General features: G+C 56.7%; 19 protein-coding genes. 9 read left to right on the plus strand and 10 right to left on the minus strand.

All coding sequences use genetic code 11. The annotated features are described in order from the left end of the window. The first annotated feature begins 129 nt into the window (after window positions 1–129). The 3 genes from ABO_RS11115 to dxs all read left to right on the plus strand — a co-directional run bounded on the left by ABO_RS11115 (window position 130) and on the right by dxs (window position 3,334). Window positions 130–372, plus strand: a complete 243-nt coding sequence (locus ABO_RS11115) for an exodeoxyribonuclease VII small subunit (RefSeq protein WP_011589442.1) — start codon at window positions 130–132, stop codon at window positions 370–372. Continuing rightward, window positions 362–1,270 carry a polyprenyl synthetase family protein gene (locus ABO_RS11120; protein ID WP_011589443.1) on the plus strand — a complete coding sequence of 303 codons (909 nt, stop codon included), beginning with the start codon at window positions 362–364 and terminating at the stop codon, window positions 1,268–1,270. The genes ABO_RS11115 and ABO_RS11120 overlap by 11 nt, the downstream gene beginning before the upstream one ends. Before the next feature lie 126 nt (window positions 1,271–1,396). After that, the gene (gene dxs / locus ABO_RS11125; protein ID WP_011589444.1) at window positions 1,397–3,334 is read left to right on the plus strand and encodes a 1-deoxy-D-xylulose-5-phosphate synthase; all 1,938 of its coding nucleotides are present in this window, start codon (window positions 1,397–1,399) and stop codon (window positions 3,332–3,334) included. A 70-nt stretch (window positions 3,335–3,404) separates the two neighbouring features. Here dxs and ABO_RS11130 read toward each other — a convergent pair whose 3' ends face one another. From ABO_RS11130 to glyA, 10 genes are all read right to left on the minus strand, one after another. Then, window positions 3,405–4,613, minus strand: a complete 1,209-nt coding sequence (locus tag ABO_RS11130) for a GGDEF domain-containing protein (protein WP_011589445.1) — start codon at window positions 4,611–4,613, stop codon at window positions 3,405–3,407. 93 nt (window positions 4,614–4,706) lie between these two features. Continuing rightward, window positions 4,707–5,192, minus strand: coding sequence for a phosphatidylglycerophosphatase A family protein (locus ABO_RS11135; RefSeq protein WP_011589446.1), 486 nt, complete (start codon window positions 5,190–5,192; stop codon window positions 4,707–4,709). 82 nt (window positions 5,193–5,274) lie between these two features. Beyond that, on the minus strand, window positions 5,275–6,240 hold the full coding sequence (thiL, locus tag ABO_RS11140) for a thiamine-phosphate kinase (protein ID WP_231860806.1): 966 nt from the start codon (window positions 6,238–6,240) through the stop codon (window positions 5,275–5,277). A gap of 62 nt (window positions 6,241–6,302) precedes the next feature. Further along, a complete protein-coding gene (gene nusB / locus ABO_RS11145) occupies window positions 6,303–6,755 on the minus strand; it encodes a transcription antitermination factor NusB (protein WP_011589448.1) in 453 nt (150 codons plus the stop codon). A 48-nt stretch (window positions 6,756–6,803) separates the two neighbouring features. Continuing rightward, complete coding sequence (gene ribE / locus ABO_RS11150; RefSeq protein WP_011589449.1) at window positions 6,804–7,274, minus strand: 6,7-dimethyl-8-ribityllumazine synthase; 471 nt, start codon at window positions 7,272–7,274, stop codon at window positions 6,804–6,806. A gap of 143 nt (window positions 7,275–7,417) precedes the next feature. Continuing rightward, a complete protein-coding gene (gene ribBA, locus ABO_RS11155) occupies window positions 7,418–8,527 on the minus strand; it encodes a bifunctional 3,4-dihydroxy-2-butanone-4-phosphate synthase/GTP cyclohydrolase II (RefSeq protein ID WP_011589450.1) in 1,110 nt (369 codons plus the stop codon). Between the two features lie 157 nt (window positions 8,528–8,684). Further along, window positions 8,685–9,350, minus strand: a complete 666-nt coding sequence (locus ABO_RS11160; RefSeq protein ID WP_011589451.1) for a riboflavin synthase — start codon at window positions 9,348–9,350, stop codon at window positions 8,685–8,687. A 41-nt stretch (window positions 9,351–9,391) separates the two neighbouring features. Continuing rightward, a complete protein-coding gene (ribD, locus tag ABO_RS11165) occupies window positions 9,392–10,525 on the minus strand; it encodes a bifunctional diaminohydroxyphosphoribosylaminopyrimidine deaminase/5-amino-6-(5-phosphoribosylamino)uracil reductase RibD (RefSeq protein ID WP_011589452.1) in 1,134 nt (377 codons plus the stop codon). Beyond that, window positions 10,522–11,016 carry a transcriptional regulator NrdR gene (gene nrdR / locus ABO_RS11170; RefSeq protein ID WP_011589453.1) on the minus strand — a complete coding sequence of 165 codons (495 nt, stop codon included), beginning with the start codon at window positions 11,014–11,016 and terminating at the stop codon, window positions 10,522–10,524. Before nrdR ends, ribD begins: the two co-directional genes overlap by 4 nt. 174 nt (window positions 11,017–11,190) lie before the next feature. Then, entirely contained in the window at window positions 11,191–12,447 is a 1,257-nt protein-coding gene (gene glyA, locus ABO_RS11175) for a serine hydroxymethyltransferase (RefSeq protein ID WP_011589454.1), read from the minus strand. Between the two features lie 264 nt (window positions 12,448–12,711). Between glyA and ettA the strand changes: the two genes are divergently transcribed. From ettA to ABO_RS11205, 6 genes are all read left to right on the plus strand, one after another. After that, the gene (gene ettA, locus ABO_RS11180; protein ID WP_011589455.1) at window positions 12,712–14,379 is read left to right on the plus strand and encodes an energy-dependent translational throttle protein EttA; all 1,668 of its coding nucleotides are present in this window, start codon (window positions 12,712–12,714) and stop codon (window positions 14,377–14,379) included. Window positions 14,380–14,440: 61 nt separating this feature from the next. Next, entirely contained in the window at window positions 14,441–14,800 is a 360-nt protein-coding gene (locus ABO_RS11185) for a PilZ domain-containing protein (protein WP_035458860.1), read from the plus strand. Window positions 14,801–14,804: 4 nt separating this feature from the next. Continuing rightward, window positions 14,805–15,413, plus strand: coding sequence for an RNA polymerase sigma factor (locus ABO_RS11190; protein ID WP_011589457.1), 609 nt, complete (start codon window positions 14,805–14,807; stop codon window positions 15,411–15,413). Continuing rightward, on the plus strand, window positions 15,407–15,640 hold the full coding sequence (locus tag ABO_RS11195; protein ID WP_011589458.1) for a zf-HC2 domain-containing protein: 234 nt from the start codon (window positions 15,407–15,409) through the stop codon (window positions 15,638–15,640). The genes ABO_RS11190 and ABO_RS11195 overlap by 7 nt, the downstream gene beginning before the upstream one ends. A 93-nt stretch (window positions 15,641–15,733) precedes the next feature. Beyond that, window positions 15,734–16,132: a hypothetical protein gene (locus ABO_RS11200; protein WP_011589459.1), complete on the plus strand. Its 399-nt coding sequence runs from the start codon at window positions 15,734–15,736 to the stop codon at window positions 16,130–16,132. A gap of 274 nt (window positions 16,133–16,406) precedes the next feature. Next, the gene (locus ABO_RS11205) at window positions 16,407–17,447 is read left to right on the plus strand and encodes a methyltransferase domain-containing protein (protein WP_011589460.1); all 1,041 of its coding nucleotides are present in this window, start codon (window positions 16,407–16,409) and stop codon (window positions 17,445–17,447) included.

Here is a 17,447-nt window from a genome sequence, read left to right on the forward strand (position 1 = left end):
CACTTTAGCAGCCTGCAACCTGTAATTGATTCGCCACACCCGCTGCATTACTGTTGCCGCCAACATACCCCGCGGCAGGGGCAGACACAGCAAAAACGGGGTCCTAGTGGCGGATCCGAGGAGACGCTCATGGCAAAAAACGCACCCCCCGCGCTGGAGACCTCGCTAGACAACCTAGAAGTTCTGGTGGAAAAAATGGAGTCTGGTGAACTAACCCTGGAAGATTCCCTGAAAGCCTTCGAGGAAGGTGTTCGCCTGTCCCGGGAATGCCAACAAGCCCTGCAACAAGCGGAACAAAAAGTACGCATCCTGCTGGAACAGAACACCGAGGCAGACCCTGAGCCCTTTATCGGTGGTGACAATGAGCAGTAAGGCAACACGCGAATTCGCCGCCCTGAACCAACTCACGGATACCGCCAAGGCTCGTCTGGAGCAGGCGCTGGACCATTACTTGCCGGCCCATAGTGCCGCCTCACGGCTCAGCCATGCCATGCGCTATGCAGCACTCAGCGGCGGCAAACGTATCCGCCCGTTACTAGTATACGGCGCCGCCCAGCTTGCCGGGGCTCCCCTAGCCAAAGCAGATGTCCCCGCGGTGGCAGTAGAACTCATTCACGCCTACTCCCTGGTTCACGACGACCTTCCCGCCATGGACGACGATGACCTTCGCCGGGGCCAACCTACCTGCCACAAAGCCTTTGACGAAGCGACCGCCATTCTTGCCGGTGACACCCTGCATACCCGCGCGTTTGAACTGCTCGCCTGTCATGGCGACTACCGCGATGGCAGCCGCATCAGCTTGATTCAACACCTTTGCCAAGCTGCCGGGGTAGATGGAATGGCCGCTGGGCAAATGCAAGATATGCTCGCCCAAGGGCAACAGCAAACCGTGGCCGCGTTGGAAGAAATGCATTACCTGAAAACTGGCCGGCTAATCACCGCCAGCTTACAACTAGGTTATTTTGTCGCAGAAAAAGACGACCCTTCGCTACTAGCCAATCTAACCGAATTTGGCGACGCCATTGGCCTGGCCTTTCAGATACAGGACGATATCCTCGACGTCACCGCCGCTACCGAGCAACTTGGCAAGCCCTCAGGTTCTGATGAAAAGCTGCAAAAAAGCACCTTCCCATCCCTTCTCGGTCTGGAGCAAAGTCAGCAACGTGCTCGCCAACTCTGCGATCAAGCACAACAAACCTTGGCCGGCTATGGGCCGCGGGCACTTCCTTTACAGCAACTCGCCCAGTACATCATTACCCGGAATCATTGATCAACACTGACGCCTACCCCTCCAGACAGTTATACTAGCGGTTCGAGCGAGACCCTGGACGCTTTTGTTATACAGCGTTTCGCTGACTCATTACTCTGCCTTGCACTCATCAGGCTGCATGACCCTATGCCCAAGACGTTTACTCAAATTCCGCTGACGCGACCTAACACCCCTCTGCTGGACACACTGGCCAGCCCTGCGGATCTGCGGAAGCTACCAACGCCACAACTAGAACGCGTGGTCGATGAGTTACGTGAATATCTGCTCTACGCAGTGGGCCAGTGTGGCGGGCATTTCGGCGCAGGGCTTGGGGTGGTGGAGCTCACCGTCGCCCTGCATTACCTGTATCACACCCCCGACGACAAGTTGGTCTGGGATGTGGGCCACCAGTGCTACCCGCACAAGATCCTTACTGGGCGCCGCGAATCACTGACCAGCATTCGTCAAGCCGGCGGCCTGTCCGGTTTTCCCAAACGAAGCGAATCCGAATACGACACCTTCGGGGTCGGCCACTCATCAACCTCTATCAGTGCCGCACTGGGTATGGCGCTGGGAGCAGAAATGGCCGGCAGCGACCGCCGGGCAGTCGCCATTATCGGTGACGGCGCCATGACAGCAGGGCAAGCCTTTGAAGCCATGAGCCACGCGGCGCACACTCGCTCCAATTTGCTGGTCATCCTCAACGACAACAACATGTCGATTTCCCACAACGTAGGCGGGCTATCCAATTATTTTGCCCGCATCTGGGCCAGCAAGAGCTACATCGCCCTACGTGAAGGCGGCAAAAAGGTACTGTCAACTATGCCGGCAGCTTGGGACTTTATTCGTCGTACAGAAGAAAGCATGAAGAACATGGTCAGCCCCGACATGCTGTTCGAGGCGATCGGCTTCAATTACATTGGCCCTATTGATGGCCACAATGTGAACGAACTGGTCAGTACCCTGAGGAATTTGCGCGACCTAGAAGGCCCACAGCTGCTGCACGTGTACACCACAAAAGGCAAAGGTTTTGCACCAGCGGAAGCCGACCCGGTAGGCTACCATGCCATCAACAAGATCGAGCCCAAGCCAAAGGTTCAGGTCGCGGTCCCAAGCAAACCTTCTGCGGCAAAACAAAAGCTACCCAAGTATCAGGATATCTTTGGGCAATGGCTTTGTGACATGGCGGAGCAAGACCCAAGACTAGTGGGCATCACCCCGGCCATGTGCGAAGGCTCTGGCATGGTGGAATTCAGCCGCCGTTTCCCGGGCCGCTATCATGATGTAGCCATCTGTGAACAACACGCTGTAACCTTGGCGGGAGGCCTGGCCTGCGAGAATCAAAAACCAGTGGTGGCAATCTACTCCACTTTCCTGCAGCGCGGTTATGACCAACTGATTCACGATGTGGCTTTGCAGGAGCTAGATGTGACCTTTGGCCTAGACCGGGCCGGGCTGGTGGGCGAAGACGGTGCCACCCATGGCGGCGTATTTGATCTGGCTTATTTGCGCACTGTACCGAACATGATCATTGCAGCCCCTTCCGATGAGAATGAGTGCCGCCAACTGTTATACTCCGCCTACCAGCACGAAGGGCCAGCAGCAGTGCGCTACCCCCGCGGCACTGGCCCCGGCGCCACCATAGAACAGACCATGACGGCCCTACCTATCGGCCAATCTCGCACTCTACGCGAGGGTCTGCAGGTGGCCATCCTGGCTTTTGGCGCCATGGTTCCTGCAGCACTAGAAGCGGCTATCCCCCTCAACGCCACCGTGATAGACATGCGCTGGGTGAAACCTCTTGACCGTGACGCCATCCTCCGCGCCGCCGCACAGCACACACTGTTAGTCACCGTAGAAGATCACCAACAAATGGGAGGCGCCGGTTCTGCCGTAAATGAGCTGCTGCATGAAGAAGCGGTCGTACTGGATGTGCTAAACCTTGCCCTGCCCGATCATTTCATCCATCACGGTAAACGGGATGTATTACTCGCCCAAGCAGGACTGGATGCCGCCGGTATTGAACGCCAAATCCGTGAAAGGCTAAACCGGCAGCAAAGGCTACGAGAAGCCCACCAGCGTTAATAATCAACAGCAAAGAAAAGCTCGAACGGGGGGAGATTATCGCTCCCTTCGCCGCTTTGGCGCTCCGTAGCTAGAGCTGCCCCGCGGCCGGCGGTGCTTCATAGAGGCGCCAATTATCACGGCCACCCTGTTTAACTAGATACAAGGCTTGATCCGCAGCTTCCAACAGATCGCCAGCACTATGACGCTGATTCGGAATCATCGTTGCAACCCCTACGCTGACCGTTACCTCGTTCATCTCCGGGCTATCAGCGTGAGGGATCGCCAGCGAGCGTACTGACCGACATAACCGGGAGGCCAGCTGCTGCGCCTCCAACTCATCCGTCTCCGGGTACAATAATGCGAACTCTTCGCCTCCGAAACGGGCCACCAAATCACCGGCTCGCCGACTGTAGCGATGCAATTCCGCCGCCAGTTTTTGCAGACACGAATCCCCTTGCAGGTGTCCGTAGCCATCGTTGTAGGCCTTAAAGCGGTCTACATCCACCAGCATTACCGTTAGCGGTTGCTGGCTGCGCTTGCAACGCCGCCATTCGCGATCAAACGCCTCATCAAAAAACCGTCGGTTAGCCAGCCCGGTAAGGCTGTCTTCCCTGCTCAAGCGATGCAGGCGTTCTGCCAGCGCCTGGCTGTGCCGTTGCTGACGACGAAGCTGGCGTTGGTTAAAAAAGAGCAACCTATCGCGGACTTCCGCAGAATAGCACAAGAACATGCCCACCAAGCTGATCCCAGTATAAGTGCCGTGTAGAACCTGCCAGTCCAACCCCTGCCCTAACCCTTCAGCGATCAACACGCCCACTAGGCCACCGGTCCAACCCGCGATCATCGCCACGGTAAAACGCAACCCAACCATGGCATAAATAATAACGAGGGCATAAATGATCGACACATGAGCCAACAGAATCGCACGAGGGTCGCTCATAAAACCAGGAATTGCCACAGCCAGCGCCACAGCAAGAAAACAGCCGACACCGGCATAATAAGGGAAGTAACGATCCAATACGCGAATCTGCGCAAGGAGGCCCGCCACCAACACAATGGGCCCCTCCCAGATATAGGCGGACAACCACCAACCACGAATCTGCTCCGGCGCCAGCGCGTAAATGCCGGTAATCAGCAACATATAGAGCAGTAGGATATAAAAGGCGTTCACCCGGAAGGCCTCTACCGCCTGCTGGCTCTGGTAGTTGCGGTATTCGCCTTCCAAGCGTCGAGGGAAACGCAACCAGCGCACCCCGGGAACCACCACCCGTCGCGATCGCGGATCCGTGTCTAACATCGTCAATCCTTTACTATTAAAGCTTCCTTCAGGCTAAAAGCTAACCATCAGCAGCGCTATCCTTTTAGTGCCAACGGTAGTGACAAAACGATATCAGGTAAACAGGGTGGGCAATTGCCAAATCAACAGCTGTACTACCACGGCGGCATACACCCCGGCCAGCAGGTCATCCACCATGATGCCCAGACCTCCCGCCACCCGTCGATCCAACCAGCCAATAGGCCAAGGCTTGATAATGTCGAAGACTCGGAACGCGACAAACCCGGCCAGCGCTCCCCAAAGCGTGATCGGCACCGCTATCATGGTAATTAACAGGCCGGCAATCTCATCCCATACAATGCCTGGGTGATCATGCACATGCATATCATCCGAGGTCTTACCGCACAGGTAAGGCCCCACTGCAATCACTGCGGCGGTTACCGCCAAATACCCCCACAGTGGTAGCTGGGCACACAGCCACCAAATGGGCATCGCCGCCACCGTGCCAAAAGTGCCAGGCGCAATCGGCGCCAGCCCGGAGCCAAAGCCAAAGGCCAAAAAGTGCACCGGATTACTCATTTTGGGGCGCTTCAATTCCATTTTATTCCTCGCGGGCTCGGTCTTGGCAGTTTCTTTGGATTATATGCTTTTTAGCGTGTAGCTATGTGCGTGTTGCGCGCTGTTAAAAATGCTGCCACCCGGACACCTTCAAGGCACGTACGGTCCCGTCATGCTGCCGTAAACGGATACCGGGCTGCGCCTCAATTCGACCCAGGCAATAACAGCCTTCAGGGATCGGCAGCGGCGGCGGCAAGGTAAACAATAACAGATAGTCATCTCCACCCTGCAGCTGCAGGGCGCGCTGCTTGTCGGCGCTGCATCCGGCCAGCACGCAAGGATCCTCCGGCAGGGACGCCTCGTCGATACAGGCGCCCAACGCCCCCGATGCTTGCAGAATATGATTCAAGTCCGCCAGCACCCCATCGGAAATATCGATACAAGCGCTGGCCTGGCCGCGCAGGGCCATGCCCAGCTCCCACTGCGGCCGAGGACGACGAAAGTGCTCAATGGCAGGCCCATAACGCTGCCCCGCCTGCCACTGCTCCAGCCCCAGCAGCCCGCCCCCCGTCACGCCTCCAACACATATCCGATCCCCAGCGCAGGCCCCCTCACGACGCAACGCCTGACCCGGCGGCACCGCCCCGGTGGCTTGAATGGAAATCGCTAGCGGACCACGTGTGATATCCCCGCCCACTAAGCTAATTCCCGCCTGATCCGCTAACTCGAATAACCCGTTGGAAAAACCGGCCAACCAATCTTCATCTACTCTTGGCAAGGTCAGGGAAAGCAAAAACCACAGCGGCATCGCTCCCATGGCCGCTAGATCTGAAATATTCACCGCCAGGCAGCGATAGCCCACATCTTCTGGAGCCATATCTGACGGAAAGTGTCGGTCCGCCAGGCTGGTATCCTGGGTCATGACCAGCTGTTGCCCCACCGGGGGGGCCAGAATGGCCGCATCGTCCCCCGGCCCCAACACCACGGAATCCCCCTGACGATGATGAAAATAACGTCGAATCAGGGAAAACTCGTCCATGAAGGCTGGTACTTGCGAAGTGGGTTGCGGTGAATCGGCGGGATCAGTCATGGCGGGAAGCATAACGCGGCTTACCGGCAGAACGCACGGCAAGCCGACATTATCAAAGCAGATCAGTCACGGGGGCGGCGTTCTGATGCTTCTGCATAGCGCAATTGGCGTGCCAGCTTGTCGAGCACGCCATTCACGTATTTGAAGGAATCCTCTGCGCCAAAAACTTTAGCCAGCTCAATGCCTTCGTTAATCACCACTCGGTAAGGCACATCTTGACGCTCTTTTAATTCAAAAGCGCCCAGCCGCAGAATCGCTTTTTCCACCTGCGACAGCTCCTCTACACGCCGATCCAGATATGGCGTGAGCTGCTCGTCCAGCGTTTTTACCTGGCCCAGCACTCCGTGCAGCAAATCATGAAAGTATTCACGATCCACCTTGGCGAAGTCCTGATTGGCCAGAAACTGGGCTTCAATGTCGCTCACCGCGGCACCGGCCAACTGCCACTGGTACAGGGCCTGAAGAGTGAAACGACGTGCCTTGCGACGGGCACTGGGTGTAGATGGATTGTTCATGCGACCTCGGATAACGAAAAGCGATGCCGGGGCGCTGCGCCCCTGGCATTATAGGGCGTTAAACAGCGACACCATTTCTAGTGCGCACAGGGCGGCTTCTGCCCCTTTATTACCGGCCTTGGTGCCGGAACGCTCAATGGCTTGCTCAATGGTGTCTACCGTCAGCACACCAAACGCCACCGGCGTGCCCGTGCTGTTCTGCACCGAAGCAATACCCTTTGCGGCTTCACCGGCCACGAACTCAAAGTGAGCGGTACCACCACGAATCACCGCGCCCAACGCGATCACGGCATCGTAGCTGCGCTTCTCAATCACTTTCTTCACTGCCACTGGCATTTCCCAGGCACCGGGCACCCGAATAATTTCAATGTCATCGCGGCTCACCCCATGACGCACCAACGCATCAACAGCGCCATCCAGCAAGGCTTCCACCACAAAGCTATTAAAGCGAGCCACCACAATGCCATAACGGCCACCGACGTTGCTCAGGGTACCTTCAAGGGTTTTAATGTTTTGCATCTGTTTTGTCCTGATCGCTAGTCGCACTTGGTTAACCAAGTACTTCCAGTGGTTTCGATTAGCTGCCTGACGCAGGAAGCCCAATACTCAACGCTTAAATGGGACAGCGTCAGGCGTCGGGCGTCAAGCATCAAGCGTTTCGCTTAACTATCCGCGTCGACATACTCAGTGATTTCCAAATCGAAACCGCTCAACGCATTGAATTTCATAGGAGAACTGAGCAAGCGCATTTTGCGCACTCCCAGCGCCTTCAGAATCTGGGAGCCGGTGCCAATATTACGGTAAGCACGGGATTCGCCCTTTGGCTTGCCTGCAGCACCACCGAAAAAGACATCTAGGCGCTCCACAATATCGTTGGAGGCATAATCCTGACCCAGAATAATCACCACACCGGCATCAGACTGGGAAACAGTTTCAAGCACTCGGTGCATGTTCCAGCCGGTACGGCCATTCATTTTCGCGCTCATTAAATCACGCAACGGATCCACTTGGTGCACCCGCACTGCCACTTCTTCATCCTCGTGAATATCGCCCTTCACCAGCGCCACATGGGTCAACCCATCCACGGTGTCGCGGAACGCCACCAAACGGAAATTCCCGTACCAGGTCTCTAGCTCGTGATCGGACACCTGCTCGATGGTCTGTTCGTTCAGGGCACGATATTGAATCAGGTCCGCAATAGTCCCGATTTTCAGATCGTGCTCCGCGGCAAACACTTCCAAGTCTTCGCGGCGGGCCATGGAGCCATCTTCATTCATGACTTCACAAATCACCCCGGACGGCTCGCAGCCAGCCAGTGCAGCCAGATCGCAGGAGGCCTCGGTATGCCCGGCCCGGCGTAGTACGCCACCCGGCTCCGCCATCAGCGGAAAAATGTGGCCCGGCTGCACAATGTCATCGGCGCGGGCATTACGGGCGACGGCGGCTTGCACGGTACGGGCACGGTCGGCCGCAGAAATACCGGTGGTGACACCTTCGCGGGCCTCGATGGAGACGGTGAATTTAGTGCCAAAACCGCTGCCATTGCTCTGCACCATCAAGGGCAAATCCAGCAACTCACACCGCTCGCGGGACATGGGCATACAGATCAGGCCACGACCATACTTGGCCATAAAGTTAATGGCTTCCGCAGTCACATGTTCCGCAGCCATCACCAGGTCACCTTCGTTCTCGCGATCCTCATCGTCCATCAGAATAACCATCTTTCCCTGACGGATATCTTCGATCAGTTCTTCAATACTATTGAGCTGCATAACTTCACTCGCTGTTGGAGTTGAAAGTTAAAAATTAAACGTGGGAACGCGGATTGGCACAGTACTTCACCTGTGCCGTGCCCGCGCTTAGCCCAAATCGTGGCCAAGGCGCGTAATACCATCCTCAACGCCTGATTTGCGTTCTAACTTTCAACCTTTAACTGCCTTTCAGAAACCCATTTTCCGCTAGGAATGCCATGGAAATACCTTCAGAAGCGGGCTCGGCGGCCTTCTCTCCCAAGAGCAGGCGTTCCAGATAGCGCGCTATAATATCAACTTCCAGGTTCACTGGCGTCCCCACCTTCCATTGGCCGATGGTGGTCACCTCCTGGGTGTGCGGAATGATGTTCAGGGAAAACACCGCACCCGCCACACTGTTCACCGTCAAGCTGATGCCATCAACGGTTATTGAGCCCTTGTGGGCAATGTATTTGGCCAACTCCGCAGGTGCCTCAATATCGATGCGCACCGAGCGAGCATCCTGCTTCATCTCGACAATTTTGCCCAGACCATCCACGTGACCACTGACCAAGTGTCCTCCCAGCCGGGAAGACGGCGTCAGCGCTTTTTCCAAGTTCACCGTGCTACCCACGCTGATCTGCGCCAATGACGTCAACGATAAGGTTTCGCCAGACACATCTGCTTCAAAAGCGCCGCCAGGCAGGGCGGTTGCAGTAAGGCATACGCCATTCACCGCAATGGAGTCGCCTAGCTTAACATCGGCGAAATCTAGCCCTTCGCTCTTGATTAACAAGGTCACATCGCCCCCTTTTGGGGTCATCGCGGCCACCTTGCCCATGGATTCGATAATGCCGGTAAACATGGAAACCTCTTGAATTCGGGCGGAAAAAGGAGGGTCGTTGATCAGGCCGAAACCAGCGTCAGACGCAGATCATCACCAACTTGGCGCACATCCTGCCATTTCAGCGCCACTTTCTCACTCATGCTGGCCAGTTGCGGCAACCCCAATAACGGCCGGGCGGACGAACCCAGCAGAGTTGGCGCCATATACACAAGAATTTCGTCGAACAAACCCTCGCGAACAAAGGCACCGGCCAGTGTGGCGCCACATTCTACCAGCACTTCGTTACATTCGCGCCGGTTCAATTCGATTAACAACTGCTGCAAGTCGATCCCGGAACCGGAGGCGGGCAAGAGCATTACTTCCGCACCGGCGGACTCCAGCGCATTCTGGCGTCCTGGGTGTTGTTCCCCTGCCACCAACAAACAATGCCCTAAGGCGCTGACCACCGGCACATCCGGCGGCGTGCGTAGGGTGCGATCTAGAATCACCCGCAGAGGCTGTCGCACCCAATCGTCGTCAGCCGCATGCTGGCGGTATTCGGCCAAGCGCCACTGTCTAGGCCTCACTGTATAAGAGGGTCGATCCGCCAGCACCGTACCCACACCGGTTATCACCGCAGAGCTGCGCGCGCGTAGACGCTGCACGTCTTCGCGGGCGGCTGGGCCGGTAATCCACTGGGATTCGCCATTGGCCATGGCGGTGCGCCCGTCCACGCTGGCGGCAATCTTGATACGGATATAGGGACGCTGACGGGTCATGCGGGAAACAAAACCCGGATTCAGGGCTCGGGCCTCCGCTTCCAGCAAACCGACTGCAGTGGCGATTCCCGCATCCGCCAAGCGCTGCAAACCCTGCCCCGCCACCAGCGGATTCGGATCTTCCATGGCAGCCACCACCCGCGTGACGCCGGCATCGATTAGCGCATCAGCACAGGGGCCGGTGCGCCCAGTGTGAGAGCAGGGCTCCAGGGTCACATAGGCAGTAGCGCCCCGCGCCCGCTCACCGGCTTGTGCCAGTGCATGACGCTCGGCGTGGGGAGTCCCGGCGCGGGCATGAAAACCCTCACCAACCACCGCGCCATCACGCACCAACACGCACCCTACCCGCGGATTAGGGTCCGTGGTATACAGCCCACGACGTGCCAACTGCAACGCTCGAGCCATGTACTGGTGGTCGGCAGCCGAAAAACTCATGATTCTTTTGGCTCACCCAGCTTGTCACCGGGTTTGCCGCCCGCCTTTTTCAGGCGATCCACTTCAGCGGAAAACTCGGAAATATCCTGAAAACTGCGATACACCGAGGCGAAGCGCACATAAGCCACATCATCCAGCTGCTGCAGCTCTTCCATCACAAACTCACCCAGCTCCCGAGCGGGCAACTCCCGTTCTCCAGTGGCCCGTAGACGATGGCAAATACGACTGATCGCTGCTTCCAGATCTTCCATACTCACCGGCCGCTTTTCCAGCGCCCGTAACATACCCGCCCGCAGCTTGGCCTCATCGAACGGCTGACGGGTCCCGTCAGTTTTCACCAACCGCGGCATCACTAATTCCGCTGTCTCAAAGGTGGTGAAGCGCTCCGTACAACTTAAGCACTCGCGACGCCGACGAATCTGCACCCCATCCGCCACCAGACGGGAATCGATCACCTTGGTGTCCTGAGCAGAGCAAAACGGGCAGTACATGGACGTCTCCTAACGGCCTAGCGGAAAGCAACAAGCTTCAAACACAAACCTTACCAATGATAGCGTCACAACACCGAGATTTCAGAGACAAGAAAGCCGCCACCGAAATTCGGTCGCGGCCCTCAAAACGGCAAACTACGAGCACATCTATCCGCATTGCTGCTTGCGGCTTTTTTAGCGCTCGTACACCGGCAGGCGAGCACAAATCTCTTTAACCTTGCCTTTAACCTGCTCAATCACGCCTTCATCACCCATGTTCTCGAGGATGTCGCAGATCCAGCCAGCCAACGCCTTGGCATCCGCTTCATCAAAACCACGGCGGGTGATGGAGGGGGAACCGATACGCAGGCCGGAGGTAACGAACGGGGAGCGCGGATCGTTGGGGACAGCATTTTTGTTCACGGTGATGTTGGCGCGGCCCAAGGCGGCGTCCGCATCTTTACCGGTAATGTCCTGCTTGATCAAGCTAAGCAGGAACAGGTGATTCTCGGTGCCATTGGAAACCACATCAAAGCCACGCTCGATGAACACACCGGCCATGGCCTGGGCGTTCTTCACTACCTGCTGCTGGTAGCCCTTGAAGTCGTCCTGCATGGCTTCTTTGAAGCAAATCGCTTTAGCGGCGATCACGTGCTCCAACGGGCCACCCTGGCCACCGGGAAACACAGCAGAGTTGATCTTCTTCTGAATCTCTTCGCTGGCCTTACCCATGATCAGACCGCCACGGGGGCCGCCTAGGGTCTTGTGGGTAGTGGTCGTGGTGATATCCGCAATGCCTACCGGGCTCGGGTACACACCCGCAGCAACCAGACCTGCCACGTGGGCCATGTCCACCAGCAGGATCGCACCCACTTCGTCGGCGATGTCACGGAAACGCTGCCAGTCGACAATCTGCGAATAGGCAGAGAAGCCGGCCACGATCATTTTCGGCTTGTGCTCGCGGGCCAGAGACGCCACCTGATCGTAATCAATCAGCCCAGTTTCGTTGTCCAGACCATACTGCACCGCGTTATAGGTCTTACCGGAGAAGTTCGGCTTAGCACCGTGGGTCAGGTGGCCACCGGCATCCAGGCTCATGCCTAACACGGTATCGCCCGCCTTGAGCATAGCCATGTAAACCGCGCCATTGGCCTGGGAACCGGAATGCGGCTGCACATTGGCCCAATCCGCGCCGAACAGCTCACAGGCCCGATCGATAGCCAACTGCTCAACCACGTCCACATTCTCGCAACCGCCGTAATAACGCTTGCCCGGATAGCCCTCGGCGTACTTGTTGGTCAGTACGGAGCCCTGGGCTTCCATAACCCTTGGCGAGGCATAGTTTTCAGAGGCGATCAGCTCGATATGCTCTTCCTGGCGGACTTCTTCGGCCTCAATAGCGGCCTTGATTTCCGGGTCAAACTCGGCGATGGACATGGATTTCGGGAACATGGGCTACCCTACGGAGTCAGTGGTGGATTCAGGGGCGCGTATTCTACCCAAATCTAGCCGCTTTGGCACTTGAAGTCCGCTCATGGAAACCGGCCGGTCATCTCATGGCTCAACGCACCTGCTTTTCTGGCATCAACCCAGACCATGCACTTTCACTCCCGGCCGCTTTCCGTTAGCTTAGGCGCCAATCCAAGAACCCCTGCCGGGGCCTGCAGCCAACCTGCATCGAGCCTCGCACATTGATACAGACTGCGGTCGGAGTTTATGAGCCAGTACATCTTCACCATGGACAAGGTGGGCAAAGTTGTCCCGCCCAAGAAGCACATCCTGAAGAACATCTCCCTGTCGTTTTTCCCCGGCGCCAAAATCGGCGTGCTGGGCCTGAACGGCTCCGGTAAGTCCACGCTGCTGCGCATCATGGCCGGCGTTGACCAGGATTACCTGGGTGAGGCGCGGCCGCAGCCGGGCACCAACATCGGCTACCTGCCCCAGGAGCCGGAGCTGGACCCGGAAAAAAATGTCCGCGAAATCGTGGAAGAAGCCGTGGCCGATATTCGTGACGCCCAGCAGCGCCTAGAAGAAGTCTACGAAGCCTATGCCGCCGAAGATGCGGATTTCGACAAACTGGCCGCCGAGCAGGCCAAGCTGGAAGACATCATCGAAGCCAGCGACGCCCATAACTTGGAGCGCAAGCTGGAGATCGCCGCCGACGCCCTGCGCCTGCCGCCCTGGGATGCCAGCGTGCAAACCCTGTCCGGTGGCGAACGCCGCCGAGTGGCGTTGTGCCGGCTGGTGATGAGCGCACCAGATATGCTGTTGCTCGATGAGCCCACTAACCACCTGGATGCGGAATCCGTGGCCTGGCTGGAGCGTTTCCTGCACGAATTCCCCGGCACCGTGGTGGCGGTAACCCACGATCGCTACTTCCTCGATAATTCCTGCGAGTGGATTCTTGAACTGGATCGCGGCGAAGGCATTCCTTGGCAAGGCAACTACTCCTCTTGGCTGGAACAGAAAGAACAGCGCCTGGAGCAGGAAGCGAAAAGCGAATCGGCCCACCGTAAAACAGTGGAAAAGGAACTGGAATGGGTACGTCAGAACCCGAAAGGCCGCCGCGCCAAGAACAAGGCCCGTGTCTCCGCCTTTGAAGAACTGGCCAGCCAGGAATTCCAGAAGCGCAACGAAACCCAAGAGCTTTATATTCCGCCGGGCGAGCGCTTGGGCGAACAGGTTTTCGAAATCAAAAACGTGGCCAAGCAGTTCGACCACAAGCTGCTATACGAAGACTTGGACTTCCAAATTCCTCGCGGGGCCATCGTTGGTATTATCGGCCCCAACGGTGCGGGTAAAACCACCCTATTCCGCATGTTGGCAGGCCAGGAAACCCCGGACAGCGGTGAAATCATCACCGGCGACACCGTACAGATGGCCTACGTGGACCAGAGCCGCGAAGACCTGGATAGCAACAAGAGCGTCTGGGAAGAAGTCTCCGACGGCAATGACATCCTGCGCATAGGTAATTATGAAGTGCCCAGCCGCGCCTACTTGGGCCGGTTCAATTTCAAAGGTGGCGATCAACAGAAGCGTGTCGGCGACCTCTCCGGTGGTGAACGTAACCGTCTGCACCTCGCGAAATTACTTAAACAGGGCGCCAACGTATTGCTGCTCGATGAGCCGACCAACGACCTGGACGTGGAAACCCTGCGGGCACTGGAAGAAGCTCTGCTGGCCTTCCCTGGCTGCGCCATCGTCATTTCCCACGATCGCTGGTTTCTGGATCGGGTCGCCACTCATATCCTCTCCTTCGAGGGCGATGCCCGGGTAGAGTGGTTCGAGGGCTCTTACACCGAGTATGAAGAATACAAGCGCAAGCAGTTCGGTGATGCAGCCCTGCAACCCAAGCGGATGAAATACAAGCGAATCGAAGTCTGATTCGCACGCCACAATACCGGGGAAAGGCATGCCGGTATCGGGGCGCAACAGGGGTGACAACATGAACGAAAGACGACGGGCCAACCGGGTGGACTTCGACGCAGAAGCCACCCTGACTTTCCAGCAGGATAGCCACCCGGTGTCACTGGACGACATTTCAATCATAGGCGCGCGCCTCAACAGCAGCACATCGCTGGCGCTACCCGACTCGTCCTCAGTCACCCTGAGCATTACCCTGGATGATTCCGATGTCACGCTGACCCTCCCCGCAAAAGTGAAACGTTTAGCGGGCCGGGACATCGGGATCATGTTCGACCGGCCATCAATCGATGACGTGCAGCACTTGCGCCGCATTGTCATGCTCCATCAAGGCGACGACGGCGAAGATGACCCCGCCTCCCTACTCACACCGGAGGCCTAACACCTTGGACCCAACCCTGGAAAGCCCGGAATTCATTGAACGTCTGCGCCAGGGAGACCGAGTAGCTTTTGGCCAAGTGGTTAAAACCCATCACAACATGTTGCTGGCCACCGCACGCACCCTGTTGTCGGCTGCGGATGCAGAAGAGGCCGTACAGGATGCTTGGATAGCCGCATACCGGGCCATCGCCAAATTCGAAGGGCGCAGCCTGCTGCGCACCTGGCTTACCCGCATTGTGATCAACCAAGCACGTATGATGCTGCGCAAGGGGGGGCGGGAAATCCAATTTAACCCCATCGATGAGCGGGCGCCTTTAGACCACCGTTTTCGCGACGACGGACACTGGGACCATCCGCCACAACACTGGGACCTAAATGGGCCCGATGCCCTGCTAACCCGAGACGAGCTGCGCCATTGCATGGAAAAAACCTTAGGGAAAATGCCAGACAATCAGCGTCTGGTATTGGAGCTGCGGGACCTGCAAGGCATGGATTTCGACGATATCTGTAACATGCTAGACGTTAGCGCATCGAACGTTCGAGTGCTGTTACACCGTGCCCGAGCACGATTGTTTGAATTGGTGGACCACTTTCAGGAGACAGGCGAATGTTGAAATGCAAAGACGTCGTCGCAAAAGCGGATGCCCTCGTAGACGGCACCTCCCTGACCATGCGTGAGCGCATCGCGTTGCGTATGCACCTGCTGATGTGCCACCACTGTCGCCGCTATGTGCACCAGCTACGCGTGCTGGTGAACACTCTCCCTCGCGAAACGGATAGGTTGGATGATGCCCAGACCCGGGACATCTTGGAAAAGCTCGACACCTCGAGAGATCCTTAGCTCACGGTTGAAATGCCTAAGGCAAGACGTCGCGTGTAACAATGCCTGCGTTACCGCATCCCTGTTATTCATTTCCCACCCTTTAGGCAGATCATGGAAAAAAAACTTGCGCTCTCACTGTTATTGTTAAGGCTCGGCGTCTTCATCGTCATGTTGATGTGGACCCTGGACAAATTCATCAATCCCGCCCATACCGGCAAGGTGTTTGCCAAGTTTTATGGCCTAGAAGGGCTCGATGGCAGCACCCTTACGGTATTGGCCTGCCTGCAATTGATCGTCATTCTGGCTTTCGTCGCTGGCGCCCTGCGCCGTTACAGCTATGGTGCTATCTTGCTGATGCACGCCGGCTCCACCCTATCCTCTTGGCAACAATATCTTGATCCATTCAACCACCTGTTGTTTTTTGCCGCCTGGCCGATGCTGGCCGCCTGTATCGCCTTGTATTTACTCCGTGATCAGGACACGCTGCTCAGCATCGACAGCCGCCGATAACGATTGCCCCCTTCTCAGGAAGGGGCAGCCTACATCAGCCGCAAGTGGCCACGCCTGATACCTCAACGTACCGTCTCAACTCACCGTATATTGCGTCATGCCGTCGCCTTCACGCTATCCGCCTGACCTTGATGCGACACTGAACATCGATGCCCTTCAAGCGCAAGGGTATTGACTTACTGGGTCATTAAACATTTCACCAGCACTGTAACCTGTGGCCGTTTACTGCATCCTAATAGCCCTACCCGGACAACAATCTTGAGGAGAGTCTGCAATGCATGAAGACGTGCAGAATTATTACGGTAAACAACTGCACTCCAGTGCCGACCTGCAAACCAATGCCTGCTGCGATCAGGCGCCACCGGAATACCTGAAACCCCTGCTGGCGCAACTCCATGACGAAGTGATTAGCCGCTACTATGGCTGCGGCCTGGTTGCCCCTGAGCAACTGGAAGGCATGCGAATTTTGGATCTGGGCTCCGGCTCAGGCCGCGATGTCTACCTACTCTCTGCACTGGTCGGCGAAGAAGGAGAAGTGATCGGGGTGGACATGACCGATGAGCAGTTGGCTGTCGCCAACCGTCATCTGGACTATCACCGCGAGGCCTTTGGTCATAGCAAAAGTAATGTACGCTTCCTAAAAGGCTACATCGAAGAGCTCGACAAACTGGATTTACAGGACGGCTATTTCGACATTGTTATTTCCAACTGCGTGATCAACCTGAGCACCAACAAGGCCAAGGTCATCGCCGACGTAAAACGGTTACTCAAACCCGGTGGCGAGTTCTTTTTTTCTGACGTTTATGCCGATCGTCGAATTCCTTCTGCCCTGGCCAAAGATCCCATCCTGTATGGGGAGTGCCTGTCGGGAGCCTTGTACTGGAATGACTTCATCAACCTGAGCAAGCGCTGTGGGTTTGCAGATCCTCGGCTGGTGGAATCCCGCCCACTAACCATTGAAAACCCCGCAATCGAAAAAGCCCTAGGCAACATCCGCTTCTACTCGGCCACCTATCGGCTGTTCAATATCGACACTCTGGAGCCAGCCTGTGAGGATTATGGCCAGGCGGTAATCTATAAAGGCACACTCCCAAATAGCCGCGATACGTTCACCCTGGATGATCACCACGCTATTGAAGCGGGAAAAGTCTTCCCCGTTTGCGGCAACACGTGGCTCATGCTGGAAAAAAGCCGTTTCGCTGACCACTTCGAATTTATCGGTAACTTCGAAACCCATTACGGCATCTTTGCAGGCTGCGGATTGGATGTTCCTTTTTTGCAAACCAGCAACGCAGGAGCAGAGGCCTGTTGCTAA

This window comes from Alcanivorax borkumensis SK2 (assembly GCF_000009365.1).
Lineage (GTDB): Bacteria > Pseudomonadota > Gammaproteobacteria > Pseudomonadales > Alcanivoracaceae > Alcanivorax > Alcanivorax borkumensis.

What these genes read in the sequence shown, in the direction of transcription:
- ABO_RS11115 (WP_011589442.1), top strand. Translation starts at nt 130, where the DNA reads ATGGCAAAAAACGCACCCCCCGCGCTGGAGACCTCGCTAGACAACCTA.
- ABO_RS11195 (WP_011589458.1), top strand. Translation starts at nt 15,407, where the DNA reads ATGTTGAAATGCAAAGACGTCGTCGCAAAAGCGGATGCCCTCGTAGAC.
- nrdR (WP_011589453.1), bottom strand. Translation starts at nt 11,016, where the DNA reads ATGTACTGCCCGTTTTGCTCTGCTCAGGACACCAAGGTGATCGATTCC.
- ABO_RS11185 (WP_035458860.1), top strand. Translation starts at nt 14,441, where the DNA reads ATGAACGAAAGACGACGGGCCAACCGGGTGGACTTCGACGCAGAAGCC.
- ribBA (WP_011589450.1), bottom strand. Translation starts at nt 8,527, where the DNA reads ATGCAGCTCAATAGTATTGAAGAACTGATCGAAGATATCCGTCAGGGA.
- glyA (WP_011589454.1), bottom strand. Translation starts at nt 12,447, where the DNA reads ATGTTCCCGAAATCCATGTCCATCGCCGAGTTTGACCCGGAAATCAAG.
- ettA (WP_011589455.1), top strand. Translation starts at nt 12,712, where the DNA reads ATGAGCCAGTACATCTTCACCATGGACAAGGTGGGCAAAGTTGTCCCG.
- ribD (WP_011589452.1), bottom strand. Translation starts at nt 10,525, where the DNA reads ATGAGTTTTTCGGCTGCCGACCACCAGTACATGGCTCGAGCGTTGCAG.
- dxs (WP_011589444.1), top strand. Translation starts at nt 1,397, where the DNA reads ATGCCCAAGACGTTTACTCAAATTCCGCTGACGCGACCTAACACCCCT.
- ABO_RS11160 (WP_011589451.1), bottom strand. Translation starts at nt 9,350, where the DNA reads ATGTTTACCGGCATTATCGAATCCATGGGCAAGGTGGCCGCGATGACC.
- nusB (WP_011589448.1), bottom strand. Translation starts at nt 6,755, where the DNA reads ATGAACAATCCATCTACACCCAGTGCCCGTCGCAAGGCACGTCGTTTC.
- ABO_RS11205 (WP_011589460.1), top strand. Translation starts at nt 16,407, where the DNA reads ATGCATGAAGACGTGCAGAATTATTACGGTAAACAACTGCACTCCAGT.
- ABO_RS11135 (WP_011589446.1), bottom strand. Translation starts at nt 5,192, where the DNA reads ATGGAATTGAAGCGCCCCAAAATGAGTAATCCGGTGCACTTTTTGGCC.
- thiL (WP_231860806.1), bottom strand. Translation starts at nt 6,240, where the DNA reads ATGACTGATCCCGCCGATTCACCGCAACCCACTTCGCAAGTACCAGCC.
- ABO_RS11120 (WP_011589443.1), top strand. Translation starts at nt 362, where the DNA reads ATGAGCAGTAAGGCAACACGCGAATTCGCCGCCCTGAACCAACTCACG.
- ABO_RS11130 (WP_011589445.1), bottom strand. Translation starts at nt 4,613, where the DNA reads ATGTTAGACACGGATCCGCGATCGCGACGGGTGGTGGTTCCCGGGGTG.
- ABO_RS11200 (WP_011589459.1), top strand. Translation starts at nt 15,734, where the DNA reads ATGGAAAAAAAACTTGCGCTCTCACTGTTATTGTTAAGGCTCGGCGTC.
- ribE (WP_011589449.1), bottom strand. Translation starts at nt 7,274, where the DNA reads ATGCAAAACATTAAAACCCTTGAAGGTACCCTGAGCAACGTCGGTGGC.